Consider the following 25,686-nt stretch of genomic DNA (forward strand, 5'->3'; position numbering starts at 1 on the left):
TGGAGGATTAAAGTGAATGAAATACTCAGAAACGATAGTTAGTAAACGCCTTCGAACACTTAAAATATGTAGTATGTTTATCATGCTAGTTTTAATCGCATGGATTGGATATACAAAATTACTTTATGAAAACGGATTTCTTCAAGAAAAAAAGAATTCAATAGAAGTAATGAATACTAGCATTACAGGAGAAATAGAGCAGCTTTTTCATATAAACTTGCAAGGTTATCGAAAAACAAGCCTTGATGCTGTTATAGAAGCCAGTAAAACAGATCCCAGCGAACTATCCCTAATTGAACTAGTCAACAAATCCTGCTCGCGAGATTGCATAGGCGAACCAGTCACATATGTAAACTCAAACAATGGATATATCTTTTATAAGGAATCTAATGGAACTAATGTAGCTATAACGATTAAAAAGAAAGACACATGGTTAATTGTAAAGAAATCTGTTCAAGATGGAATATAATCACCCAAAAAAAGAGTACGTATCGTACTCCTTTTTATTATTAATACCTTTCCTCTTCATGCCTACAATGGCATTTCGCTTTTGTTTTACATAGAGTTAAAAGATTACATAAAAATAAAAAACCGTCACATGACGGCTTTTTATTTAGCAAACTATTCTTTTGTATAAAAATATTTAAGTCCTTTAGCATCTAACCACGCTGTCGCTCGATCTAATTCATTCCCTTGGCGATATGCTGTTTCAAATCTAACTAATCCTTGTTTATCTCCATATGAGATAATACGAGATTCATACCCCAGAGCATCCATCATTCCTAACATTTCTACTACTAACGCTGTACCAAATTCATACGTAACAACCTTACTAAATTTATTCACTATAATTCCAACTCCTTCTTGTTTTGTCGATTGTTCAACAGTTTGATTAGTAAACCAAACTAACGGCTTATTTCCCATTAACTTATTTAAATCACATTTTCCTATGCCAGCTACATTCCCTGTTTCTGTGTATTGCCAAATATCACATGGGTAGGCTGGTTTGTTACCACCATAACGAGGAATCCATACAAAATCACAATTGACATTTGCCATTCCAAATGGATCATACATATGATGAGCAATATATAAACCAACCTTCTTAGCTCCTAATCTGCGTAATTCATCAATAAAAGCTTGTGCACCCGCTCTCATATCGTTCATTGTTTTTACTTCTACGTCAGCTACCCAAACTGTTGCATTTTTATCACCACGGTTCCAAAAGTCTCTCGCCTCTATCCGTGCATCCTCTACTGAAACGAAACGACAGAACGCATAATTACCAAACGGAATATTTCTTGCTTTCATTGCTTGCACATAATTTTTATATAAAGGATCTACATAATTTGAACCATCTTGCACACGTGCAATTACAAAATCTAATTGTGGTGCTGCGATATCCCAGTTAATGTCGCCATTCCATTTCGAAATATCTACAATATAACCCATTATTTCACATCTCCTTTTTCATTATTATATTCAAAGCTTGTTTTTTTGCTATTATCAACTAATAAATAGTATGAAAGGTAGTGTATTATTGCGTAATATTTTAAAATTCGGCTTATGTATTGAGAAAATAAAATATTATTACAGGTTTAATAAGTAAAGACTTACAAAGCTCTAAACTATAATCAGTAGGAGGCCGCAAGCAGTGCAATTCCCAGCTAATTTCTTAGCTTCATCCGAATTTTGAGGTATGAATTTTACTGCCATTAAAGCGTGATACACAAAACCACCTTTCTGACAGGTGGTTTTGTGTACTAATTTACATATACATTGTTCATATTTTTATAGTTACATAATTATTAGTTACTTAATATACTTGTTAACTAAAAATAAGACAATTTTTCGTTTTATCTCACGTACTCATAGTACCATTTACGTGCATCTAACCAAGCTGTAAATTTATCGATATTTCCGGACGGATAGCCATTCGTTATAGCATAACCAATGCCATCTTTCTGAACGACAATTTGTCCATCAATACCCGCATCTACCATAGCTTGAGCCAAATCTTGTAAATTACTAAATGCTACACCGCCAGTTTTTACTTTGAGCAAGTCCGTTGCACCTCCTCCAGTTTGTCCTGTAAGAGCAAATACAATAGAATTAGCGATTTTATCAACATTCCATTTTGCCATGTCGGATTCATTATCAATAAATCCTAATTCAATAAGAATAGCCGGTGCTTTCGTTCCATTTAATACTGCTAAATCTGTACGTTGTTTCGCACCTCGATCACGCCATCCAATATCTTTTGCTAGTTGAGCTGAGATTTTAGCCGCCAAATCTTTCTGATCATAATACAAAACCTCAACACCCTGTCCATTTCCATCACTTGCATTAAGATGAAAAGAAATAACTAAATCCACAGCATGGGAATTGCTATTCCGAATGATATTATTTAAATTTTGTGATTGAGTTGTCCCTACCTCGTCCGTATCGTCATAAACCGTGTGTCCTAGGGACCTTAACTTAGTCGCCACAGCATCTTTAACTTGCCTATCTAGAACATGTTCTTTCCGATTCCCGAAATTAGCACCTTGAACAATACTATTGTGTCCTCCGTGCAAACTATATCTGGCCATTATTTATCAACATCTCCTTTCTTAATATCATATTCAAAACTTGTCTTATTGCTATTCCCACTTACAATCTTAACTGTACCCATACATCCTACATTTTCTAAAAGTGAAGGTAATTCGTTTTCGTTATAAAAAGTGGTGACACGAACAAAAAGCATCACCTTTTTGGCGATGCTTAAAAACTCTATTTTACGTTTTAATTCCCTAAAAACAGTTTAAGCTCATAGTGACCGAAACTATACTTATATTTCCTCCTCTTCCTTCACTGCCTCTTTCAACCTCTGCAACATATATCCAATTCCTTTACATCCTTCTAACGGATATGTAATCATTTCTTCTGGATATAGCTTTGTTACTACTTTTTTATGCTTTTTCCCTGCAAGTAAGACGATTTCGTCAAACTGTAGTAAACTTTTATCTACCATCTGTTTTTGTAATTGCTCTATACTTATTACCTTATCGCTCTTTGAATCAAACGCAAGATCATAGTTTTCTAGTACAATATCATTTGGCCTTAAAAATCCATGCTTCGCTGATAATATAACCCAATTCTCGAAAAACATAGTTGCATACGATTGACATGCTTTTCCGAACGGGCTAATATATACATCTTTTGCTTCCATTGGTCCATAACCTGGATACTTATCCCAAATTTTCTTCTTTCCGCATGGAATTATGCATAACCTTCTCATATATTTCTTACCTCTTCTCCTGCATAAGTAAAGTTAATTATTTTATACATTTTGCCCTCAACATGCTATATAATGATATTAAATATAAAAATTACATCTTTTACCATATAGCCATCTTTTTTACTAATAATTCACTTTTTTAAGATTTGAACCCCCATTACCCTATTTAAACATAGTACCCCTTGTAAATATTATAATACTATAAACAATAGTATATTTACTTTTCAAAGCCCTTAATAATAATTAAAGTATATAAATAACCAAATAGGATATCTTTAGAAGGAGGTGAACAAATGAAAAATATACTCCCTGCACTAGTACTCTATATTATTGTTTGCGTAATCGCTATGATTGCTCCAGCATCTCAAAGTTATAATCATGCGGGCTGGAAATTGTTTGTTGGGCAAGCGTATGCTATACCTATTTTTCTCATTACAGCTATTATTACATTTTATATAAACAAGAAAAAATCTACGAATAAACAGTTATAAGGATAGCGAATGCTATCCTTATTTTAATTCATTGATCACATCCAAAATAACACTTGCAGTACTTTCTATCCTTTCTTCCGAAAAATCAAACGTGACACCTGTTTTTTCATATATTTCTTGTATAGATAAATTCCAATCTGCACTCGCACCTTCTTTAAAGAAAGCAATCGCTTTTTCTGGGTCTTCCCAGTAAATTTGAAACAATTGCATTGCTCCTATTTGTGCAATTGCATATTCAATTTTGTAAAAAGGAAACTGAACATAGTGAAAGGACTCTATCCAACTTGCACCGATTTCATCCTCTAATCCTGCAAGGTCGACTGTTGAATATTGATATCTTTTGCATAGTTCGGCGTATTTCTTATCACGTTCTTCTGATGTATGGTTTGGATTCGCATAGATCCAGTGCTGGAATACATCTCCTGCAATTGACGACATTAATAAAGACAAAGCACGATATATTTGTACGCGTTGCACTTCTTTATATTCATCCTCTTGCTTATAAAAAACATTCAGCTTATCCATTACTAATAACTCAAGACTGAGGGAATAAAGTTCAGCCACCTCTTCGCGCAGATATCTTTCCTGCATACTACTATCGTTTTTAAATTGTTTATAAAAATGAAATGCATGCCCCACTTCATGTATAAGTGCATTAATTGCATAAAATGAAGGACTAAAATTAGAATACACAAAAACCTCTTTACTATGAGGCAAGGTAAAACAAATAGCTCCTGGTGCTTTATTTTCACGTTCTTCTACGTCAATGCATCCAGCTTTCCTTATATGAATAAATTTCTCATAAAAATATAAATCTGTCTTTCGAAATATTTCTTCCACACCATTTAATAAATCAATCACATTTTGGAATGTGACTTTTGGTAAATTACATGGAGAAAGATCCCAAGGGCGATACGTTTTTACACCGAGATTCTTTTTAGAAATACTTCCCAACTGTTTCCAAATTGGTACAACATACTTTTCTATAGATTCATGGAGCTTATAGCAATCATCAATACTGTAATCTCTGTTTTTTTGTTTAAAAGCATATTCACTATAATTATTAAACCCTGCATTTAAAGCTATCTCATTCCGCAATTGTATAAGTGCATTCATAATACGATCCACTTCTGGTTTCACTGCACTCCTTGCTTCACATAAAGCGTACCAAGCTTTTTCGCGAATAGCTCTATTTGGGTTATCTAGCTTTGCTTTAACGTGTGCATACGTCTTTTGCTCGCCTTCCCAATTAATTGTTATGTTAGACATTATTTCTCTATACTTCGTAATGCACTCTTGCTCTTTAATAGAAAGAGCAATGTTTTTTTCATTAAACATTTTACTCTTTACAAATCTTGCTTTTTTCATAAATGCATATTTTCGCTCGTCTAATAAGTTAGAAAACGGACACTCTATAAATTTTTGGTCAAACTTTGCATTGTATCTTTTTAAAAGTGGTTGAATTGTATTTTGATTATACATATGTAAATCATGCATATTTCTGTTACCTGTATCTCTATACGTGGCGATTAAACTACTTGTTATCTTCTCTTCTATTTCAGCGTTTACACGCAATTCATCGAAAAGCCAATTTTCTAATTCTAAAACAGAAGTAATATTTCGCTCTAAAAGTGACTGTAATTTACTCTCCAAATCATTAAACATACACAACTCTCCTTTTAAAAATCTAATTTTCTGTTTTTTAGAGAAAGAAAAAGACAAGTAGCCAATCTGACTACTTGTCTTTTTGTTAAATCATACTCAATAATATTACGCTTGGAATGCTTCTGTTAATACTGGTACGATTTGTTTTTTACGAGATACTACACCTTTTAATGTAGCAGTATTGTTTTCTAGGGATACGTTGTATGCTTTCTCAACAACGTTTGCTGCTTTACCGATCGCAAGACCGACAGAATCGTTAGTTAAGATATCAGTTACAACGAATAAGAATAGGTCTAAACCTTTTTCTTCTACTACTGCAGAGATAACTTTTTCAAGTTCAGCTTGGTGTACAAGAACGTCATTTGTATCAACAGCGTTTACTTGTGCGATTTCAACTTTCGCATTACCCATTTGGAATTCTTTAGCGTCAAGGGAGATTAATTGCTCCATTGTTTTTCCGCTTAAGTCAGCACCAGCTTTTAACATTTCTAAGCCGTATTTGTCAGCATCTACACCAGCGATTTCCGCTAATTCACGAGCTGCTGCTACGTCTTGCTCTGTGCAAGTTGGAGATTTGAATAGTAAAGAATCTGAAATGATTGCAGATAACATTAAACCTGCAACTTCTTTACGAATTGTAATGCCGTTTTCTTTGTACATCTTGTTTAAAATTGTAGCTGTACAACCAACTGGCTCACAACGGTAGTAAATAGGATCGCTTGTTTCAAAGTTAGCAATACGGTGATGGTCAATAACTTCTAACACACGAACAGATTCGATATCGTTAGCACTTTGTTGACGCTCGTTATGGTCAACTAAAATAACGTTGTCCACTTCGTTTGCTACTGTCTCAACAAAACGCGGTCCTTCTACTTTAAAATAGTCTAACGCAAATTGAGTTTCACCGCTGATTTCGCCTAAACGTACAGGATCAGCATTCATTCCTAATTCTTTTTTCAATTCTGCATAAGCAATTGCAGAACAAATTGCATCTGTATCTGGGTTTTTATGCCCGAAAACTAGTACTTTTTCCATGTTTTCCACCTCTTCATGAAAAGGATATCTTAAAGAAGCAAATATGACAATATTTAAAGCATAATTTTTTATAAATAATTGCACTTTCTTCTATATTTTTCATCGTTTTTCGTAAAAAAGAGCATCTAAAATGAATTAGATGATCGAAATGTATACTTTATTTAAAATAAAGTAGGAACTTGCACTACATGATTTAGCACGTTATTTGATGCTAAACCGTTATTTACAAGGTTAACATCTATAACTTGATAAAATGCATTTCCAGTATCTGCGATTTCCCACACAGCTAAAATAAGGTGATATCCATTTCTATCAGTTGGCACATTTGCTTCATGTGTTACGGAAGTTCCAGGTCTAGCTCCTCCATCATTTTTTACATAGAAAGGCACTAAATCTAAATCAGACCTCGTTAAAGGCTTATTCGGATTCCAATCTTTCTTCGTAATATAATATTTCCACTCTTTCGTACTATGAGGAGCCGTTAGTTTCCACTTGAATGTATTCGTCCCACCGTTTAACGTAACTTTCTTCCACCTATCTACAGTCTGTACATCTAAAGCAGGGAAATGGCCAGCTCCTGCGATTTGACCATCCGAAGGTCCTAATTGCGGGAATCCACCTATTCCTTCTACACTTTGCGGCTCATATTGAATCGGACCGCAGTTTACATTTACCCCTTGCTTACATAAATAAGAACGGCTCGCTGGTGATTCTACGTATCCATGAGCTGAAGCTTTTTCTGAAAAACCGAAAGTTAACAATCCTGTAAGTAATATCCCACCACTTAATATAACTTTCTTCACCTTCTGTAAACCTTTCGTTTTCATCTCGTCATCCCCTTTCCCATAATAAAGCGAAAATAACTATAGTTGCCTAGTCATCTTCTCTACATCCATTATAAGTCGAGGAACATTACGAAAAGAACCCTCTAAAAACTTTCTCAAATTCAATTAGCACATTAATTAAATTCAAATAACACCGCTAGAGAAATATAGACGGTGTTAAAAATCAAACTTTATTATTTTAAGCATGACAGCATTTTAATCATCACTTATAAAAATTTATAATAAATAACTGTTGCATCTAAATTACCATTTGGAGAAATTGCGTATTCTGGTATTTTTCCAGCTTCTTGATAATCTAATGATTTATACAATTTATTCGAAGGATCTCCTTCTCTAGTATCTAGCACTAAAAGAGTCCTGTTTTCTTGCTTCGCTCGTTCCTCTGCTTTGCGCATAAGTGAACGTCCAATGCCATTACGTCTAAAGTTTGGATGAGTCATTAACTTACAAATTTCAGCTCTATGAATCCCATTAGGCTTTGTAACGAAATGTAATTGAATACTCCCTGCCACTTCATTATTTATTTTAGCAACATATAAGATCACTTCTGGTGCTAAAACAGTTTCCCAATACTTCGCTGATTCTTTTTGATCCAGTGGAGGTAAAAAACCAATTGACGCCCCATCATTTACAACCGTTTTCAAAAGTTCAGAAAGCTCTTCCATATCATCATTTATTTTCTTAATCTCTTCAATTACTAAATTTTGCATTACTAATCCCCCTTTTGTTTCATTGTACCAATTTTTAAAGGAGGAATAATGATATACTAAGATGAAATTCTTTAAAACATGATTTTTTAGGGAAAGGATAACGATATGAAATATATAGTAGATAGATCATATGCAAAAGAATTACTCGAATGGGCATATGAACAAAACCCCGGTCCTTGGTTTGAACATTCAATAAATGTTGCTCAGGCAACTGAAAACATAATTATAGAACTTATTAAAAATGGGTATAACCTAGATGCTGATATAGCATATAATGCTGCCCTTTTGCATGATATCGGAAGATACAAAGGTTTTACCAAATCGGTCATTCATTCCTACGATGGTTATATGTATATGAATGATTTAGGGTATACAGGAAACGCTGTTATTTGTGTTACACACTCATTCCCATGCAAAAATGAACATATAGATATCGCAGCGGAGTGGAGTCTCGTTCCTGATCATATGAGAATCCAGTTATTTGAAATATTGAATGAACATTGTAACTACGATTTATACAATAAAGTAATTACTCTTTGTGATGCTCTTGCTGACGCGGATGGTTTTACTACGCTGGAAAGAAGATTGATTTCCGTTGGTTTACGTCACGGTACAACGTCTCATACATCATTACATTGGAAAGGGTTTTATGCAATTAAGAAAGAATTAGAAGCTTTAATCGGTAAAAGCATATACACAGTTCTTCCTGATGTAGAGAATTCGATTTATGAAGATATAAAATATTAAAGTGAATACAAATGTAATTTCACATAAAAAACGTTTTAAACATAAAGTTTAAAACGTTTTTTTCTATTCAATGCTTATGATTTTTCAGTTCTGTTAAACACTCTTGCACTAAAGTTACCGCTTGACTCATTGCAGCTCCACCAGCAAATGCTGCTGATACACCACACGCTTCCAGAATTTCTTTATCTGAACACCCTTGATCAAGACACCCTTTTGTATGATAAACGGTACAATATTCATCTTGCGTTGCTAGACTAATTCCTAATGCAATAAGTTGTTTTTCTCTTTTTGTTAAAGAACCCTCTTGAAAACAAGCTTGCGTGAATGCATTATATGTTTCAGCAATTTCAGGAATTTGGTTTGTAAAACTACCGATTCCTTCTTTATAATGATGTAGAACGTCATTTACTGAACTATGATGTTGTTCGTGTTCCATCTTATTATTACCCCCATTCAAATTATCTGTACCTACTGTAGTATGTGATGAAAAGAAGGCAATATACCTCGTTCAATAGAGTGAATGTTCAGTTTATTTAAACTACAGTTTCAGACTATCATCCACTACCTCTTGTTCTTTAACATTTTTTCTTTGAACCTCTTTACTTCTTTCTTCCCAAAATGTTAAACCTTCAATTCCTACATTTTTAGGATCAAATACTGGATCTTTCCCTTCTTTTTTCTGCGCTTCATAATCTTTTAACACTTTTAACGCGATTTTACTTAATAGTAGAATCGCAATTAAGTTTAACCATGCCATACTACCAATTCCTAAATCCCCAAGATTCCATAAAAGCGACGCTGATTCTATGCTACCGATGTAAACCATAATTAAAAATCCAATTTTCAAAACTGGTTTTAACCAGCTATATTTAAGCTCACGATCTAAATAAGTAAGTGTCGTTTCAGCGATATAGTAGTATGCGAGTAAAGTTGTAAATGCGAAGAAGAAGATTGCGATTGAAATGAATAATGGACCAAACCCAGTCATAACAGTTTCAACTGCTTGTTGTGTATAGATTGGACCAGCATCAACATTCCCTATATTTTTTACAATAGCGCTTTTCCCTTCCGGTATAACATTATACATACCTGTTATTAAAATCATAAGAGCTGTCGCTGTACATACGATAATTGTATCAATGTATACAGAAAAGGCTTGAACTAACCCTTGTTTTGCTGGGTGAGATACTTCAGCCGCAGCAGAGCTATACGTCGCTTCTCCAACGCCAGCTACATTTGAAAATACAGCGCGCTTTACGCCCCATGCAATTGCTGCACCGACGATTCCACCAAACATTTCATTTATACCGAAAGCACTAGAGAAAATTAAAGCGAACATACTTGGAATTTCCGTTATATTCGCAATTAATACGATACATGTAACAATTACATATCCAATTGCCATAAATGGAACGAGCATTTGTGAAACGCCTGCAATTCTCTTTACGCCACCAAAAATGATTGCCGCTAATAATATGACTAACAATATACCAGTTATATATTTGCTAATCCCATTAGAGTTTTCGAATCCAACTGCGATACTACTAGATTGAATACCTGGTAATAACACACCATATGAAAGTGTTACAACGACTGCTACAATGATTGCAAACCATTTCATGTTTAAGCCTTTTTCAATGAAATACGGTGTACCACCGCGATATTCATTTCTAACTTTACTTTTATATACTTGAGATAATGTTGATTCAACAAATGCACTAGCTGCTCCTAATAGAGCCATTACCCACATCCAAAATACAGCTCCCGGCCCGCCAAAAGCGATAGCTGTCGCGACCCCTGCAATATTACCTATTCCGACCCTACCTGATAAAGCTAAACAAAATGCTTGAAAGGATGATATTCCCGTTTCTGAGCTCTTCCCTTCAAATAATAGTTTAATCATCTCTTTAAAATAACGAATTTGAAGAAAACGAGTTGCAATTGTAAAATACACACCTGCTCCTAACGCGAAAACAACTAAACCAATACTCCACACTTGCCCTACTAACCACTCTACTAATTGCTCCATCCAAATCCCCCTTATCATTCTTTAGAACACTATTTTATATATAAGAAAACGGACAACTATTATTAAAACTTCCAGTTGTCCGTCTATCTCATTATTTCATCTCTCTATTACTTTATATTTACCCAAACACTTTTCACTTCTGTGTAATTATCAAGCGCATATGAACCTAACTCACGGCCGATACCAGATTGTTTAAACCCACCAAATGGTGCCGCTGCATTTTCTAAGTTATAATCATTAATCCATACCGTTCCTGCCTTTAATTTATTGGCAACTTGATGTCCTGTTTTAATATTTTGTGTCCATACGCCTGCAGCGAGTCCGTAAGAAGAGCGATTTGCTCTTTCGATTACTTCTTCCGTTGAATCAAATGGAAGTACAACGACAACTGGACCGAAGATTTCTTCCTTAACTATCGTCATATCGTCAGTAACATCTATGAATACTGTTGGCTGTACAAAATAACCTTTTTCAAATGCACGTTCACCACCAGCAGCAACAGTCGCGCCTTCAGCTTTTCCTTGTTCAATGTAATGTAGTACACGCTCTTGTTGCTTTTTAGATACGAGAGGACCCATTTCCGTTTCCTTCTCCATACCTGCTCCAAGTTTCACGTTATTCGCCATTTTTACTAGTTCATTTACGACTGTTTCGTAATGTTTTCGGTGAACGAACACGCGAGATCCAGCACTACAATTTTGGCCGTGATTATACATAATACCTTGGAATGCACCGTTAATCGCTTCTTCTAAATCAGCATCTTCTAAAATGATATTTGGTGATTTACCACCAAGTTCTAACGTTACATGTTTAATTGTTTCTGCAGATTGACGCATAATATATTTTCCTGTAACTGTTGAACCTGTGAAGGCTACTTTATCAATATCATGATGGTTTACAATTGCAGCTCCCGCTTCAGGGCCGAAACCTGGCACAAAGTTTACAACACCATCTGGAAAACCTGCTTCTTTAAAAAGTTTCGCTGTATATAATAACGATAAAGGAGTTTGTTCTGCTGGTTTTAATACGATCGTACAACCTGTTGCTAGTGCAGCTCCCATTTTCCAAGAAGACATAACGAGCGGAAAATTCCAAGGAATAATTTGACCTACAACGCCAACAGGTTCATGGCGTGTGTAATTTAAATAATCTTTTGAAATCGGAATGGTTTGCCCGATAATTTTCGTAGCCCATCCCGCATAATAGCGATAATTTTCTACAGTCGCTGCAATATCATCATCCAGTGCTACTTGATATGGCTTCCCATTATCTAAAGCTTCTAACTGTGCTAATTCTTCTCCATGCTCTTCTATTAAGTCTGCTAATTTATAAATAAGATGTGCTCTTTCAGCAGTAGTCATTTCTGCCCAAGGTCCTGATTCAAATGCAGATCGTGCCGCTTTTACTGCGACATCGATATCCTCTTCTTGTGCTTCGTATACGACCGCTAAAACATCTTCTGTTGCTGGATTGTATGTTTCAAACGTCTTCCCGCTAATTGAAGGAACAAATTCACCATTAATAAACATTTTAATTTCTTCATTTAAAAACGCTTTCACTTTTGGTTTTAGTTCAATGTTTTTCGTTAACATTTATGCTCTCCTCCTTATTTAAACAGCTGCATGAGCTGCAATTTTTGAAATAATCGTTTGAAGTTTTTGATCTTCTTCTTCAGTTAATCCGAGTCTCGGATAACGTGAAGGTCCTCCAGCTTGCCCGTGTAATTCCATTGATCGTTTCACAATTTGCACATACTTTCCTGATCCTTCAAGAAACTCGCAAAGGGGTAAAATAGCGTCGTTTATTTCCCAAGCTTTTTCTAATTCACCATTTTGGAAATGCTCATACATTTTTGTAACAAGTCCCGGTACGATATTACCTGCTACTGAAACCCAGCCCGTCGCACCAACTAAATAAGATTCCATAACTAAATCTTCAGATCCACAGAACACTTGAAAAGCACCTTCGCCTTGTCTTACTAAATCTCTCGCTTTTCGAATATCTCCGCTAGATTCTTTAATATGTGTAACATTTTCACAGTCTTTTCCAATACGTAGCATGAGTTCTGTACTCATATCAACACCAGATGTAAACGGGTTATTGTATAACATAATTGGAATATTTACAGCGTTTGAGATTTCTTTAAAATGAAAATATATTTCCTCTTCTTTCGGTTTACAATAATACGAATTTATAATTAATGCACAATCCGCTCCATGCGCTTCTGCATGTTTCGTGTATTCAATCGTCTCTTTCGTCGTCTCCGCAGCAGTTCCAACAATAACTGGTATACGACCATCAACTTCTTTTAATACTGTTTCTACCATTTTAAATCGTTCTTCTTTTGATAAACTAACAAACTCTCCTGTGCTTCCATTAATAATAATGCCAGCCACTTTTTGCTCAATAAAGTAGTTTACGTTTTGTTTTACACCGTTCCAATTAATCTCTTGAAACTCATCCATCGGTGTGATTAATACTGGAAATGCCCCTTTAATATTTTTCATATTTATCTCTCCCTTTACTATTTTATTTTAATAAAAATCCTGTCGGAAACGGATCTGTAGGATCTAATAGAAACGTCTGCATCCCTGTAATAAATCCTCTACTTTCAAAACGGAAAATGTAACCTATTTCTTCCTTCTTCACTTTTTCAACAGTTATAAAGCTATTACATATACTTTCATTTATAAAAGGTTTATCCGCTATATAATTATTTTTAAATAACGCGTGAACATAAGACACAATAGTAGAAACAAAACCTGGCGATCGTACGATAAAGTTATCTTCATGAAATGTAATTGACTTTATATGGTTCTTTTCTTTTTGCGTGGAATCTACTAAAATAAGTCTTTTTATAAGTGACTGTTTTTGTATAGCTTGTAGTGTACTTTCTCCCCATTTTTTCAATTCAGAAATGTTTTCAATATGAATTTCTGGTGAATACGCATCTTTTTCTACAACTGCGTATACTTTATCTGCCTGTATGAGAGAGTAACTTATATGTTCAACTTGTAAATTTTTCTCAATCATATAACATACTTTACTTTCAAACGAAACAGATACAACTTCATCATGCTCTACATACGCATGAACTAAAAATATGCCAGATAACGTTTCGATTTTGTATTGATTCGTCTCTCTCTTTTTTAAATATCCGCTTTCTAGTAACATCGTTATGACTGCGACAATACCTCCGTAATGAAGAGGTATTGACCCTTCATGATTAAAAAATAATACAGCTGCATCGATTTCCGGATGAATAGAAGGAACGACGATACATCCATTTAAACCGATAAAACCACGCGGTTCATTTAATAAAAGCTGCATTTCTTCCGCTAATTCACCTGAAAATTGTTCGTTTAATTGTTCTAAATTGTAGTAGTACTTGCATGGTACATCTTTGATTACACGGAATACCTCGCCATTTACGTGTACGTCTACTGCTGTATACATTTTTTGAATGTTCATTTTACATCCTCCGTTTCATGTTCCATCGGCGGAATTAGCAAAAAGCCTTCTTTCAGTGGATCCTTTTCATTGTAAAAAAATCTATGCATCCCCATAAGCCAAGCTGAACCTGTAATTTTCGTTACGACAGCTTCCATATTTTCAACATTTGTCGTATTTATGACACAACCTTTAAATAAAGAGCCAACGATACTCTCGTGAACAAACTCTTCATCAATCTCAATTTTTTGGTTAGCATATAATACCGCTAACTTTGCTGATGTTCCTGTACCACATGGAGAACGATCAATTCCTCCAGGCGGAACGACAACTGTATTTTTCACATGCGCACTTTCATGTGTAGGATCTGTATAAAACTCCACATGGGTTAATCCTCTAATAAACGAATGCTCTGGATGAATGATTTCAAATTTCTCATTAATGATATTTCTTATATGAATTGCCTTATCTATGATTACAGATGCGTTTTCTGGTACTAACTCTAACCCTACTGATTTCGCATCGATAATGGCATAAAAATTCCCTCCATACGCAATATCCGCCTCTACAGTTCCAATGTCTTCGACGTCTACAGTAATGTGTTTCAGTAAAAAAGCTGGTATGTTACAAAAGGAGACTTCTTTCGCTTTTCCATCTTGAACAAAGATATCCACTTCAACTAACCCGGCTGGCGTGTCTAACTTTAACGAGGTAATCGGTTCAACTACCGGAATTAAACCTGATTCAATTAAAGCTGTACATACACCAATTGTATCGTGACCACACATCGGTAAATATCCACCTGTCTCTATGTAAATAACACCAATATCTGCTTCAGGATGACACGGATCTGTTAATAGTGCTCCTGACATTACATCATGACCACGCGGTTCATTCATTAACAATTTGCGAATCCAGTCATACTCCTTTTTCATATGTAACATCTTCTCTGCCATCGTCTCGCCTATTAACTTAGGCAGGCCGCTAATCAATGTTCTCGTTGGATTCCCGCCCGTATGTGTATCAATCGTCGTAAAGACTCTTTGTGACCTCATCCGTTTAACACCCTTTCTGTAAAACGACTCAAACGAAGTGGTTCAATAGGAATGATTGTTTCTTTTTCATTTAATAACTCTTCAATCACTTTTCCTGTAACTGCGGCAAGACTAATGCCATCCCCCTCATGCCCTGCTGCTATAAAGTAATTTGGGATATGTTCCACACGTGAAATAATCGGCAAATGATCCTCTGTCCATGGGCGTAATCCAGCATAGGAACGAATCACCATCATATCCGCCATTTTCGGATAAAAACGTATTGCTCTGTTCGCAATACATTTAATAACCTCGTTATTTATCTTCGTATGAAACCCTACAAACTCTCTACTACTACCAATTAAAAAATTTTGGCTTTCTGTCGGCTCAAACACAAGAGCTACCCCATATTTTTCAGTTAAAGCATCCACTTTTCGTTGTCCGCCAAATTTAGAAATTAAATAACCAAATTCCATTACTTTACGGCAACCAACGTGTTGTTGCCTTGAAGCTACAATAATATGCCCTTTTCTCGGTTCAATTGGGATATTTACATCCAACATTTGTCCGATTTTCGGAGCCCACACACCCGCTGCGTTCACCACTTGCTTCGCAGTAAACGTCCCATTTGTCGTTTCTACAATAAAGGAACCGTCTTTATCTCTTTTCATTTCTTTTACTTCCGTATGATTAAAAGCCTTCGTACCATATTTCTTCGATTCTGCAAGAAGTGAAAAAGCAAGAAGATATGGATTTACAGTCGAATCTGTTGCGCATTCTAACCCGCCTAATAAATCATCTGCAAAAAATGGCGATTCTGCTCTTATATCTTGCCTATCAAGCATTCGAAACGGTAAACCCGCTTCTTTTTGACGATTCACCCATTGCTGCGCTGCTTCCATCTCTTCATCCGACTCACATACGAGAATACTTCCTGGTGCCCTATATTCAAATGAGTGCTCTAACTCTTCACTTAAATCCGTTACTAATTTTTGACTTACTAACGACATTTGACTATCAAATCCTGGGTCTTTATCAATAGCCAAAATATTTCCGTCACACCGTGAAGACGTCCCGCTGACAAATTCTCCTTTTTCAATGATTGTTACGTCTCTTCCGTATTTTGAAGTGTAATAAGCGATCGAGCAGCCAATAATACCGCCGCCAATTATTAAAACGTCGCAGTGCCTCACAAAATACTCCTCCTTCCCCTAAAGCTCTCACTTTCTTTTATGCAATTGACGTGCCAACTGTACATATATACAATTTTTATAAATAATATTTTTATTTGTAAAAATATTTTAAATTCATCGCAAATAAGTGTATTATTTTTTTATCACTGTCAAAATTTTTATACATAATAGGAGGACAATATGGCATTCTCATTTCCCACAATAAAAGAATTTCTAAAAATTTTATCCATTAATCATACATACTGCTTGCAACATATTGAGCAAATTAACGGAAAGTATTATTACCGCCCTTCTACTACAGAAAAATATAACTGTGCAGTAATATATGAAGATGAATCATTCACCGCTTTAATTGACGCGTTTTCCAATGAAATAGTCGTTATCATAATGAACGAAAATAAAGAGCCTATATGCTGTATAACAGCTCAGCAAATCATCCCGTTTCTTGTTAAGTCATACAATGAACTCCATTCTTTTTATAACACCGTAATACAAACAACGGATTCTTCCGTTACAGTCATCGATGATAAAGAACGCGTTTGCACCTGGACAGATGGCGCCGAGAAGATCTTTTCAGTCAAGCATAATGAGATTATTGGGCAACCTATCACTCGTTTTTTTGACTATAAAGATTTGGAAATTTTGCAATCATTACATGACGGAAAAAGTATAATCGCTCAGTTCCATCAACCTCGTCCAGATTTGTTCGTATTAATTAACTCAAATCCAGTTTATTGTAACGATGAAATTATAGGAGCAGTCGTTTCAGAAACTGACGTTACAAATCAAGTCGCATTAAATGAAAAACTATTCAATATGTCACATGAAATGCACCGTTTAGAACAAGAAGTAGCAAAGTATAAAGATGAATCAGACCCTTTTCTTGCGATGAATGGAAAGAGCCCCGTTATACAAAGAACAATACAATTAGCTAGAAAAGTTTGTTCGGTGAAATCAACTGTTTTAATACTCGGCGAAAGTGGTGTTGGAAAAGAAGTATTTGCGAAAGCAATTCATGATGCAAGTGAAGCAGCTAAAGCTCCGTTCATTTCAATTAACTGCGGCGCAATTCCAGAAGCATTATTTGAAAGTGAATTATTCGGCTATGAGCGCGGGGCGTTTTCTGGTGCAAATAGCAAAGGGAAAAAGGGTAAAATAGAGCTCGCGCAAGGCGGCACATTATTCCTTGATGAAATAGGCGAAATGCCGCTCGATATGCAAGTAAAACTTTTACGTGTACTACAAGAAAGAAAATATTACCGAGTTGGTGGAGAAAAAGAGATTCATATTGATTTCCGTATTATCGCTGCTACCAATCGTGATTTACAAGAAGAAATGAGAAAAGGCACGTTCCGAGAAGATTTATACTATCGCCTAAATGTAGTTAGTTTGCATATTCCACCGCTGCGCGAAAGACGCGAAGATATTATTGAATTAACCTATTCTTTCCTAAACGATTTTTCAATAAACTATAACAGACCCATTCGCGACTTACCTTCAAGCATTATGCATGAACTGCTTCATTACAATTGGCCAGGTAATATTCGCGAGCTCCGTAACGTTATTGAAAGACTTGTCGTATTTGCGACTGACGGTATTATAAAGCAAGAATATTTACCATTTCATACAACCGAAACTTTAGATAATCATGCGGCTCATTCCTTATTACTCAGCAACAATAATACAATCCTCTCTTTACAAGAAGAGATGGAGGAACATGAGAAAAAGGTCATTGAGAGGGCTTTACGCATTTTGAATGGAAATAAATTAGAATGTGCGAAACAACTTGGTGTTACGAGAGCCACTTTATATAACCGTTTAAAAAAGCTCGGGTTACAATAAACCTTACCTCCTCTATATTGGCATAGTTTTTGCATTATATAATTTGTGCAAACCGAACTAGAGGAGGAATACATATGACGAATAAAGACCACTTAATTGTTTGTCGATGTGAAGAAGTTACATACGGTCAACTTCAATCGACAATTGCTGAATATAAATGCTCGGCAAGAGAATTAAAACTAAGAACACGTGCTGGCATGGGATTTTGCGGTGGCCGCACATGTAGAATGATGATAGATCGAATGATTGAACATGCAAATCCAGGCGTAACTACAAATGATATTCCATTGAAATATCAACCACCGGTACGAGCAGTTACTTTTGGATCGGTAGGTGAAAGTAAATGAGTAGAATTACACATCACCCTATTTTAGGAAGTTTACATAATAGTAATCGCATTACTTTTCAATTTAACGGTCAACAATATGAAGCATATGAACATGAAACGATTGCGGCCGCTTTACTTGCAAACGGAATAAGAACATTAAGAGTGCACGAAGATAACGGGACGCCGCGAGGTATTTACTGTAATATCGGACATTGTTCTGAATGCCGCGTCACAGTAAACAATCAAGCAAACGTACGAGCATGCTTAACTGTCGTTGAAAAAGATATGGTTGTTGCTAGTGGTAAACAGCATCCAAATATCGTGAGAGAGATGGTGAAAAAGCGATGAATGATGTCATAATTATCGGAGCTGGCCCAGCGGGTTTATCAGCCTCTATCTCTTGCGCTCGATTTGGACTGAATGTACTTGTTATTGATGAATTTATGAAGCCTGGCGGAAGATTGTTAGGACAATTACATCAAGAACCTACTGGAGAATGGTGGAACGGGATAAAAGAATCAAAACGCCTTCACGAAGAAGCACAATCTCTTTCAGTTAATATTCAATGTGGCATTTCCGTCTATAATTTAGATAAAGATGAAAGTTCTTGGTACGTACATACGAATATCGGTACGTTAGAAGCACCGTTCGTTTTACTTGCTACTGGCGCTGCTGAGTACTCCATTCCCCTTCCCGGTTGGACACTTCCAGGAGTCATGTCAATCGGGGCAGCCCAAGTAATGACAAATGTTCATCGCGTTCAAGTTGGGGAAAAAGGAATCATTATTGGTGCTAACATTTTGTCATTCGCTATTTTGAATGAATTACAATTAGCAGGCATCAAAGTTGAACATATCGTACTTCCTGAAAAAAGTGAATTAAGTCAACAGGCTGGAGAACCAGAAGAAGTTTTAAACTCTCTTTTAAATGCGGCTCATCTCGCTCCTTCTGCTTTTCTACGCATAGGTAGCCATTTTATGAAATATGACTGGATTCGAAAAGCCGGATTAACCTTCTATCCAAACAGCGGAATGAAAATAAACGGTACACCTCTTCACCTTCGAAAAGCAGCTCTTGAAATTATCGGAACAAATCAAGTTGAAGGTGTACGCATTGCTAATATTGATACGAAAGGAAATATCGTAACCGGATCGGAACAAATATATGAAGCAGACTTCGTTTGTATTGCCGGTGGCTTATATCCTCTCGCTGAACTAGCCGCTGTAGCTGGCTGTCCGTTCCGTTACATTCCGGAATTAGGCGGGCATGTTCCTCTCCATTCCGAAGCAATGGAAACCCCTCTTTCTGGTTTATTTGTAGCCGGCAATATAACTGGCATTGAAAGCGGGAAAATTGCAATGGCACAAGGGACTGTTGCTGGATATTCAATTGTAAAACAGGCAAATAAAAAATCCCATTCTGTGGAACAACAATTGCAACAAGCAATCCAACATGTACATGCGGTACGTCAACAAGCTGCCATTCAATTTAACCAAGGTGTTGATGTCGGTAGACGGAAAATGAATGAAATTTGGCGTGATTATTCCCTTGCATATGCACATACTAAAAAGAGCTGCTGAGAATACTCTCAACAGCTCTTTTTCCTACTCATCTGAGTTATTAAATTTCGCTAACGCGTAAATACCTTCTTCATCATCTAATTCAAGTTGTAATCTCGCCGCAAATGAATTGACATTATATTCTCTGTCAAGTAATAAGCGTAGTGCTTCGATTAAGTTCGCTTGAATTAAAATTTGCTGGCGACCATTTACCTCTACTTCAGCAGAAAAACCATAGTCATCGTCGTACATAAGTTCAACTAAAACTTCTTCTGGACCAACTTGTCTTTTTTCAGCGATATATACGCAAAGGGCATTGATCAGTTCTTGTTCAGAAATTTTTATCGTTTCCATGCTACTTCATCTTCCTTTTTCTTGCGTTGATCTTTGAAGTATTTAAATGCACGAATTGCTAACATTACGATACCAGCCATTACTAACATATTTACCATAAATGCTAATACAGAACCAAGAGCTCCCATATTTGCAAATAAGCTACCCATTAGTAAACCACCGAGACCACCTAGTAATAAACCTTTCATAAAGCTTCCTTTATTACTTTTTGGTGCTGTATTTGTTGCTTTTGTTTTTGAATCAGGAGTCGTTTTTTGAGAATTTACATTTGAGTCTTTTTTGTTTAAATCAACTTTTGACTTTTGACCTGAACTTGGTGTAAACGACTTTTTACCAGATTTGTAACTCTTCGCTGCTGCGTGATCTACAAACATGAAGCTACTAGCTCCAAAGATAACCATGAATGCTGTCATGACTGCTACAAGTTTTTTCAACATATTATATCCATTCTCCTTTTATATAGATATATGTGAAATCTACCTTTCTAGTAAATTAAGAATGATAGATTTATTTTTAAAAACATTTTAAAGGTTCTTATGAACTTATTATATGAACTTTTGTCGAAATATGCAAGTGTTATTTACTTCCGACAGTTTAGTGACAAAGGAAAAATTAAGCAAAACAGAATTGACTTTAAATGAAACAAAACATATTATAGGTTCATAAGAACTTTTTATTATTTATGGAGGTGAAAAGATGGAAACATTTCATCTCACACGAAACGAAATGGCTACACTTCTTCTATCATTAAGAGGCTGGAATACGAAAAAGCCTCTCGGTATTTTACAAGAAGCTTGGGCAAAGTCACATAAAAAAGATATTGAAAGCGGACAAAGCGTAACTGCTTTTATTACTACCGCACTTTCACCTATTTTTGAAAAACTGATAAAAATTGACGATACAGACGTCGGTTTCTCTTTAAATGAAATAGTCGCGCTTGGCAATCAGATTGAAAACACAAGTTTCTCTGTAACTGCCATGCAAAACTGGGTGAAACGAGATATAAAAGAAATGATTGGCTCTCCTCAAAAAGGAAAAAAATATTCAATTGAACAAGCAGCCTTACTATTCATTGTTGAAGATTTAAAAACAGCACTTGATTTTGAATCCATTCGTAAGCTATTACGCCTTATCGTAAACGACCCAGCCGATCGAAGTGATGACTTAATCAATCCTGTTCATTTATATGGAGCATACTCTTCTCTATTTGAAGAACTCAATCAAGGGAATTGCTTACAATTAAATGCAACAGATACAATCCATACAATTGAAAACATCGTAAAAGAAAGAGCTGATAAAATTGCAAGCAAGTTCGATCAGGTTAATAACGAACAACGTGAAGCAATCCGTAACGCCATTATTATCGCCACACTTTCTGTACATACCGCATATGTACAAATGTTAGCGAAACGTTACGTAACAGCAACTTTATTTCTACAAAATTTAGATGTGAAACCGTAAAAAAACAAGCATCCCCCTATCTTATATGTAGAACTGGGAGATGCTTGTTTTTTATATCAATATAAGATGCAAAAATCGTTTACATATAAGTTTCATTTTACAATTGCTCTTGATTATGTAATTATCATTACTAACCTATAATTCATTCAACAATCTTCATTTCGTGCTATTAAATGCCTATTAGATTTTCTCGATAAACTTAATTACATCATCGTTGTAATTGTATTTATCATTAATTTCTCGCAATAATTCAATATCGTGAGTATGAGTTTTTCCAGTCTCGAGCAATTCGCGATATAAATCAATATAAGGAAGATTTTTACTAATAGCGTTTTTTAATTCCTTTTCTACATCATAAGAAACTTTTTTAAATCTCACCTCCGCAATCCCTGCCTCATCAATCTCAAGAATTGCATACTGAGCACGTAAGTCAGAGTTTAGCTTATTCCACTTGTAAAAAGGTTGTCCAACTGTTCCTGGGTTAATAATTAATTGATCATTGCTACTATAGCGCAACAATTGATGGTGGGTATGAGCGTAAATCGCAATATCATATTCACGATCAAATAACCGATCAAACTGTTCCTGATTATTAGTGGGCCACAAATCTCCTCCGTAATTTTTATTTTGTAAATTATGACTAATACTGATTGATAAATCATTAACCTGTTTTATTATCTGTAATGGTAAATTTTTAATATGCTTAATATAGTTTTCATCCAAGTTTTCACATTGATACTGAACTAATCTAGAAACATAAATATCAGTTGCGTTATCAATATCAATGTTTTTATTAAGAACATCAAGAAAGCTATCTTCCCAGTTTCCTTGTACATAAGTATCAACGTTAATACTTTCTAACATTTCAAATAAATCATTCGATCCAGGACCAGGCATAATTAAATCTCCTAAAAACCAATACTCAGTCACACTTTCTTTCATAGAATCTTCGATAACTGCTTTTAAAGCAGTTGCATTTCCATGTACATCTGCCAGTAATGCAATTTTATGTTTCATGTATTTTATTCACTCTCCCTAATTCACGCTATATTCAGAATTAAATACACACGCTTTTTTCTTTCTATACTGTTTCCTCTTTCTTAACTCTACGCATTTCGTACACTTTCACTTCATTCTCCACATACGATTTTACTTTTTCAAATCCAGCTTTCTCATAACAACGAATCGCCCTCTTGTTATCTTCCCTAACTTGCAATAGAACTGCTTCTATATCAGGGTCTAAAAATGATTTACTAATAAAATACTTTGTAATCTCCGTTCCAAGCCCTTTTGAATATAAATTCGAAACGCCAATGAGAATAGAGTATTCCATCACATATATATCATCATATTTCGTCTTTTTTAATCCAACTCTACCTATTACTTCATCCTTCACTACTATTACATGATAACTTGCATGAGACCGCGACAATTTTTCGGTCCAGTACTGACGAAGCTCTTCGATTGTATATCGCTTAAATGGTTTTATATCCGCTATGTTATGTAATTTTTCATCGTTATACCATTCTAATATAACTGGTAAATCATCCATTTCTAAAAGGCGTTCTTTCCACTCCACATTTCCACCTCATCCATTTTATGTTTTCAAACTAATTAAATTGAATATGCATATTCTTTTTTAGGTAACCTTACTATCTCTCGAATAAAAGGGGATTTTTCTACAATATCCTCTAGCTGCCCCTCACTATAGACGTAAATACCACCTACATATGAACTGTACGCCTTTTTCTCAATTATTATTGCTAAATTATTATTCTCCCTCTTAAAATCACCCTCCAGCCCTTTTTGAAATGATAAACTTTTAGTACCTGAAAAATAAAGCTGAATTAACGCCACTAATTGTTTGTCCTCTGATTTTGCAAAGCACTGAATTTCATGTAAAATCATTTCATCTTGTAACGGAAGAAAGTCTTCTACTAGTAAATCTTCTTTATAAAAGAAATTTTGTAATTCAGGAGTATAGAACTTAAGATTTTTTTCCATTACCTTTCGAAAAATGGATTGCAACAATAAATCTTTTCCTATTACAAACGGATGACCAAAGCCATTATTATAAAGTCCTTCTTTCATTTTCATTAGTTGTTCAATCAAAGGGATTCCAGATTCTTCAATTACAAGTTTACCATTAATAAAACGCATACTAGCAATCAGTTCTTCAATTCTTAAGCCCTCTAATTCAAGATTAGAATAATATAAATCTCTATTCCAAAAATCTAATTGATCCATGCCTAATGAATTAAATAATAGTTCATCTATAATTAGAAAGACTCCATCTTCTGTTAAAGCTTTCATTACATCATCTAATAATTCAGGGGTCTGATTTAAAATCGTGCGTATTTCTTCGTCCTCTTGAATGATTCGTATAGTCCACTCACCATGATCTTCAGCTGATATTTGTTGAAAACAATGCGAATACGGGCCATGACCGACATCGTGTAGAAGTGCTACAACAGATAATAATTCCCTCTCATATTCTGATAAATGAATATCACCAATATTCGTAAGATGTTCTATCACTTTATTTACAAGTACATATACACCTATTGAATGTTCTTTCCTCGTATGTATTGCGTTTTCGTGTAAAAAGTATGTATGTCCCTGCTGTTTAATATAAGCCAACCTTTGAAATGCTTTTGTATCTATCAATTGAAGAATATATCTATCCTGAATAGATATTGGTCCATAAATCGGATCTGTAATATACATATGTTCTCCTCCTATTTTTGTAAATTAAAGACCTTCACCATTATACTTAATTTTCAGTCTATTATCATTGGAATATGAGAAATTTTTAATAATCTTTTCATTCTCTCTTCATGAAAATTGAACTTATATACTTTACTATAATACTTATAAAGGACATAAAAGAATTGAAATAGCAATCCCCTATACAAATAGGGTATAATCTACACATAGTGAATCTTTTATATTATTAACTATAAGGTTCACCTATTCAAAAATACATAAACTAGAAGGTGCAACAATGGTAAGTAGTTTTATTCACTCAGTATTAGCATTTTTTGAAGGGCTAGGTTATTGGGGCATTATGCTTGGACTTATGATTGAGATTATTCCAAGTGAGATTGTCCTTGCTTATGCGGGATACTTAGTATTCAATGGTAGTATCTCATTTTTAGGCGCAGTTGTGTTTGGTACAATTGGTGGTGTTATTGCTCAAATCTTTATTTATTGGATTGGCCGATACGGCGGACGCCCTATATTAGAACGTTATGGAAAATATATTTTCATACATAAAAAACAAATAGATGCTGCAGAAGATTGGTTTAATCGTTACGGAACTGGCGTCATTTTTACAGCACGCTTCATTCCAGTAGTGCGTCATGCGATTTCAATTCCTGCTGGTATTACAAAAATGTCATTCCTACGTTTCACTACGTTAACAGCACTCGCAATCATCCCTTGGTCTATCATTTTCATTTACTTAGGTGAAAAACTAGGTGAAAATTGGGAGAATATTAATAATATCGCTGGACCATATGTGAAATCATTCGCAATTGGTGGCGTCATACTTATTGTTTTATACTTCGTTATAAAAAAATGGACAAAAAAACGTAAAAATCTTGCGTAAAAATATAAATAAAAACCGCTATACATTCATTACGAATGTTAGCGGTTTTTATT

At 35.1% G+C, this 25,686-nt stretch carries 28 protein-coding genes; 9 read left to right on the top strand and 19 right to left on the bottom strand.

What is annotated here, in order from left to right; translation table 11 throughout:
- Positions 1 to 16: 16 nt before the first annotated feature.
- Positions 17 to 469 carry a hypothetical protein gene (locus PDQ40_RS06515; RefSeq protein WP_000877581.1) on the top strand — a complete coding sequence of 151 codons (453 nt, stop codon included), beginning with the start codon at positions 17 to 19 and terminating at the stop codon, positions 467 to 469.
- A 152-nt stretch (positions 470 to 621) separates the two neighbouring features.
- Here the strand turns inward: PDQ40_RS06515 and PDQ40_RS06520 are convergent, their stop codons facing one another.
- The 3 genes from PDQ40_RS06520 to PDQ40_RS06530 form a co-directional block, all read right to left on the bottom strand.
- The gene (locus PDQ40_RS06520; protein ID WP_000540610.1) at positions 622 to 1,452 is read right to left on the bottom strand and encodes a GH25 family lysozyme; all 831 of its coding nucleotides are present in this window, start codon (positions 1,450 to 1,452) and stop codon (positions 622 to 624) included.
- A 404-nt stretch (positions 1,453 to 1,856) separates the two neighbouring features.
- Complete coding sequence (locus tag PDQ40_RS06525) at positions 1,857 to 2,591, bottom strand: N-acetylmuramoyl-L-alanine amidase (protein WP_000135297.1); 735 nt, start codon at positions 2,589 to 2,591, stop codon at positions 1,857 to 1,859.
- Positions 2,592 to 2,830: 239 nt separating this feature from the next.
- Complete coding sequence (locus tag PDQ40_RS06530; RefSeq protein WP_001253260.1) at positions 2,831 to 3,280, bottom strand: DUF6884 domain-containing protein; 450 nt, start codon at positions 3,278 to 3,280, stop codon at positions 2,831 to 2,833.
- A 293-nt stretch (positions 3,281 to 3,573) separates the two neighbouring features.
- Here PDQ40_RS06530 and PDQ40_RS06535 point away from each other — a divergent pair, with 293 nt between their 5' ends.
- The gene (locus tag PDQ40_RS06535; protein WP_000789869.1) at positions 3,574 to 3,771 is read left to right on the top strand and encodes a DUF4017 family protein; all 198 of its coding nucleotides are present in this window, start codon (positions 3,574 to 3,576) and stop codon (positions 3,769 to 3,771) included.
- Between the two features lie 18 nt (positions 3,772 to 3,789).
- Here PDQ40_RS06535 and PDQ40_RS06540 read toward each other — a convergent pair whose 3' ends face one another.
- From PDQ40_RS06540 to PDQ40_RS06555, 4 genes are all read right to left on the bottom strand, one after another.
- Positions 3,790 to 5,436 (bottom strand): M3 family oligoendopeptidase, encoded by a 1,647-nt coding sequence (locus tag PDQ40_RS06540; protein ID WP_270691291.1) that lies wholly within the window; start codon positions 5,434 to 5,436, stop codon positions 3,790 to 3,792.
- A gap of 105 nt (positions 5,437 to 5,541) precedes the next feature.
- On the bottom strand, positions 5,542 to 6,516 hold the full coding sequence (ppaC, locus tag PDQ40_RS06545; RefSeq protein WP_442866577.1) for a manganese-dependent inorganic pyrophosphatase: 975 nt from the start codon (positions 6,514 to 6,516) through the stop codon (positions 5,542 to 5,544).
- A gap of 116 nt (positions 6,517 to 6,632) precedes the next feature.
- Positions 6,633 to 7,298: a lytic polysaccharide monooxygenase gene (locus PDQ40_RS06550; RefSeq protein WP_000850064.1), complete on the bottom strand. Its 666-nt coding sequence runs from the start codon at positions 7,296 to 7,298 to the stop codon at positions 6,633 to 6,635.
- 224 nt (positions 7,299 to 7,522) lie between these two features.
- Positions 7,523 to 8,026 (bottom strand): GNAT family N-acetyltransferase, encoded by a 504-nt coding sequence (locus PDQ40_RS06555; RefSeq protein ID WP_001180575.1) that lies wholly within the window; start codon positions 8,024 to 8,026, stop codon positions 7,523 to 7,525.
- Positions 8,027 to 8,131: 105 nt separating this feature from the next.
- On the opposite strand from PDQ40_RS06555, the gene PDQ40_RS06560 reads away from it, so the two are divergent.
- On the top strand, positions 8,132 to 8,773 hold the full coding sequence (locus PDQ40_RS06560; RefSeq protein WP_270691293.1) for an HD domain-containing protein: 642 nt from the start codon (positions 8,132 to 8,134) through the stop codon (positions 8,771 to 8,773).
- Between the two features lie 67 nt (positions 8,774 to 8,840).
- Here PDQ40_RS06560 and PDQ40_RS06565 read toward each other — a convergent pair whose 3' ends face one another.
- The 7 genes from PDQ40_RS06565 to PDQ40_RS06595 form a co-directional block, all read right to left on the bottom strand.
- Positions 8,841 to 9,209 carry a carboxymuconolactone decarboxylase family protein gene (locus PDQ40_RS06565; RefSeq protein WP_000399705.1) on the bottom strand — a complete coding sequence of 123 codons (369 nt, stop codon included), beginning with the start codon at positions 9,207 to 9,209 and terminating at the stop codon, positions 8,841 to 8,843.
- A gap of 102 nt (positions 9,210 to 9,311) precedes the next feature.
- The gene (locus PDQ40_RS06570) at positions 9,312 to 10,802 is read right to left on the bottom strand and encodes an alanine/glycine:cation symporter family protein (protein ID WP_270691294.1); all 1,491 of its coding nucleotides are present in this window, start codon (positions 10,800 to 10,802) and stop codon (positions 9,312 to 9,314) included.
- Positions 10,803 to 10,909: 107 nt separating this feature from the next.
- Positions 10,910 to 12,394, bottom strand: coding sequence for an aldehyde dehydrogenase family protein (locus tag PDQ40_RS06575; protein ID WP_000956381.1), 1,485 nt, complete (start codon positions 12,392 to 12,394; stop codon positions 10,910 to 10,912).
- A gap of 18 nt (positions 12,395 to 12,412) precedes the next feature.
- Positions 12,413 to 13,309: a 4-hydroxy-tetrahydrodipicolinate synthase gene (gene dapA, locus PDQ40_RS06580; protein WP_073541739.1), complete on the bottom strand. Its 897-nt coding sequence runs from the start codon at positions 13,307 to 13,309 to the stop codon at positions 12,413 to 12,415.
- 22 nt (positions 13,310 to 13,331) lie between these two features.
- Entirely contained in the window at positions 13,332 to 14,273 is a 942-nt protein-coding gene (locus PDQ40_RS06585; protein ID WP_073541740.1) for a proline racemase family protein, read from the bottom strand.
- Entirely contained in the window at positions 14,270 to 15,307 is a 1,038-nt protein-coding gene (locus tag PDQ40_RS06590; RefSeq protein WP_073541741.1) for a proline racemase family protein, read from the bottom strand. The genes PDQ40_RS06585 and PDQ40_RS06590 overlap by 4 nt, the downstream gene beginning before the upstream one ends.
- On the bottom strand, positions 15,304 to 16,479 hold the full coding sequence (locus PDQ40_RS06595; RefSeq protein WP_001215250.1) for an NAD(P)/FAD-dependent oxidoreductase: 1,176 nt from the start codon (positions 16,477 to 16,479) through the stop codon (positions 15,304 to 15,306). Before PDQ40_RS06595 ends, PDQ40_RS06590 begins: the two co-directional genes overlap by 4 nt.
- Positions 16,480 to 16,659: 180 nt before the next feature.
- Between PDQ40_RS06595 and PDQ40_RS06600 the strand changes: the two genes are divergently transcribed.
- From PDQ40_RS06600 to PDQ40_RS06615, 4 genes are all read left to right on the top strand, one after another.
- On the top strand, positions 16,660 to 18,321 hold the full coding sequence (locus PDQ40_RS06600) for a sigma-54 interaction domain-containing protein (RefSeq protein WP_061184661.1): 1,662 nt from the start codon (positions 16,660 to 16,662) through the stop codon (positions 18,319 to 18,321).
- Between the two features lie 74 nt (positions 18,322 to 18,395).
- Complete coding sequence (locus tag PDQ40_RS06605) at positions 18,396 to 18,668, top strand: (2Fe-2S)-binding protein (RefSeq protein ID WP_000182238.1); 273 nt, start codon at positions 18,396 to 18,398, stop codon at positions 18,666 to 18,668.
- Positions 18,665 to 18,997 carry a (2Fe-2S)-binding protein gene (locus PDQ40_RS06610; protein WP_000087049.1) on the top strand — a complete coding sequence of 111 codons (333 nt, stop codon included), beginning with the start codon at positions 18,665 to 18,667 and terminating at the stop codon, positions 18,995 to 18,997. The genes PDQ40_RS06605 and PDQ40_RS06610 overlap by 4 nt, the downstream gene beginning before the upstream one ends.
- Positions 18,994 to 20,229, top strand: a complete 1,236-nt coding sequence (locus tag PDQ40_RS06615; protein WP_001000598.1) for an NAD(P)/FAD-dependent oxidoreductase — start codon at positions 18,994 to 18,996, stop codon at positions 20,227 to 20,229. Before PDQ40_RS06610 ends, PDQ40_RS06615 begins: the two co-directional genes overlap by 4 nt.
- Positions 20,230 to 20,253: 24 nt before the next feature.
- Here PDQ40_RS06615 and PDQ40_RS06620 read toward each other — a convergent pair whose 3' ends face one another.
- Entirely contained in the window at positions 20,254 to 20,562 is a 309-nt protein-coding gene (locus PDQ40_RS06620) for a YxcD family protein (RefSeq protein ID WP_000447759.1), read from the bottom strand.
- Entirely contained in the window at positions 20,550 to 20,999 is a 450-nt protein-coding gene (locus PDQ40_RS06625) for a hypothetical protein (protein ID WP_000914477.1), read from the bottom strand. Before PDQ40_RS06625 ends, PDQ40_RS06620 begins: the two co-directional genes overlap by 13 nt.
- 259 nt (positions 21,000 to 21,258) lie before the next feature.
- On the opposite strand from PDQ40_RS06625, the gene PDQ40_RS06630 reads away from it, so the two are divergent.
- Positions 21,259 to 22,023, top strand: a complete 765-nt coding sequence (locus PDQ40_RS06630) for a DUF1836 domain-containing protein (RefSeq protein ID WP_000447224.1) — start codon at positions 21,259 to 21,261, stop codon at positions 22,021 to 22,023.
- A gap of 180 nt (positions 22,024 to 22,203) precedes the next feature.
- On the opposite strand, the gene PDQ40_RS06635 is transcribed toward PDQ40_RS06630, so the two are convergent.
- The 3 genes from PDQ40_RS06635 to PDQ40_RS06645 form a co-directional block, all read right to left on the bottom strand.
- A complete protein-coding gene (locus PDQ40_RS06635; protein WP_000680858.1) occupies positions 22,204 to 23,040 on the bottom strand; it encodes a metallophosphoesterase family protein in 837 nt (278 codons plus the stop codon).
- 64 nt (positions 23,041 to 23,104) lie between these two features.
- Positions 23,105 to 23,602 carry a GNAT family N-acetyltransferase gene (locus PDQ40_RS06640; protein ID WP_000454877.1) on the bottom strand — a complete coding sequence of 166 codons (498 nt, stop codon included), beginning with the start codon at positions 23,600 to 23,602 and terminating at the stop codon, positions 23,105 to 23,107.
- Between the two features lie 35 nt (positions 23,603 to 23,637).
- The gene (locus tag PDQ40_RS06645) at positions 23,638 to 24,750 is read right to left on the bottom strand and encodes an HD domain-containing protein (RefSeq protein WP_061130582.1); all 1,113 of its coding nucleotides are present in this window, start codon (positions 24,748 to 24,750) and stop codon (positions 23,638 to 23,640) included.
- Between the two features lie 277 nt (positions 24,751 to 25,027).
- Between PDQ40_RS06645 and PDQ40_RS06650 the strand changes: the two genes are divergently transcribed.
- Complete coding sequence (locus PDQ40_RS06650; protein ID WP_000254806.1) at positions 25,028 to 25,633, top strand: DedA family protein; 606 nt, start codon at positions 25,028 to 25,030, stop codon at positions 25,631 to 25,633.
- The last annotated feature ends 53 nt before the right edge of the window (positions 25,634 to 25,686 follow it).

Source organism: Bacillus cereus group sp. Bc061 (assembly GCF_027715825.1).
In the GTDB taxonomy this organism is placed as follows: Bacteria; Bacillota; Bacilli; order Bacillales; family Bacillaceae_G; genus Bacillus_A; species Bacillus_A paranthracis.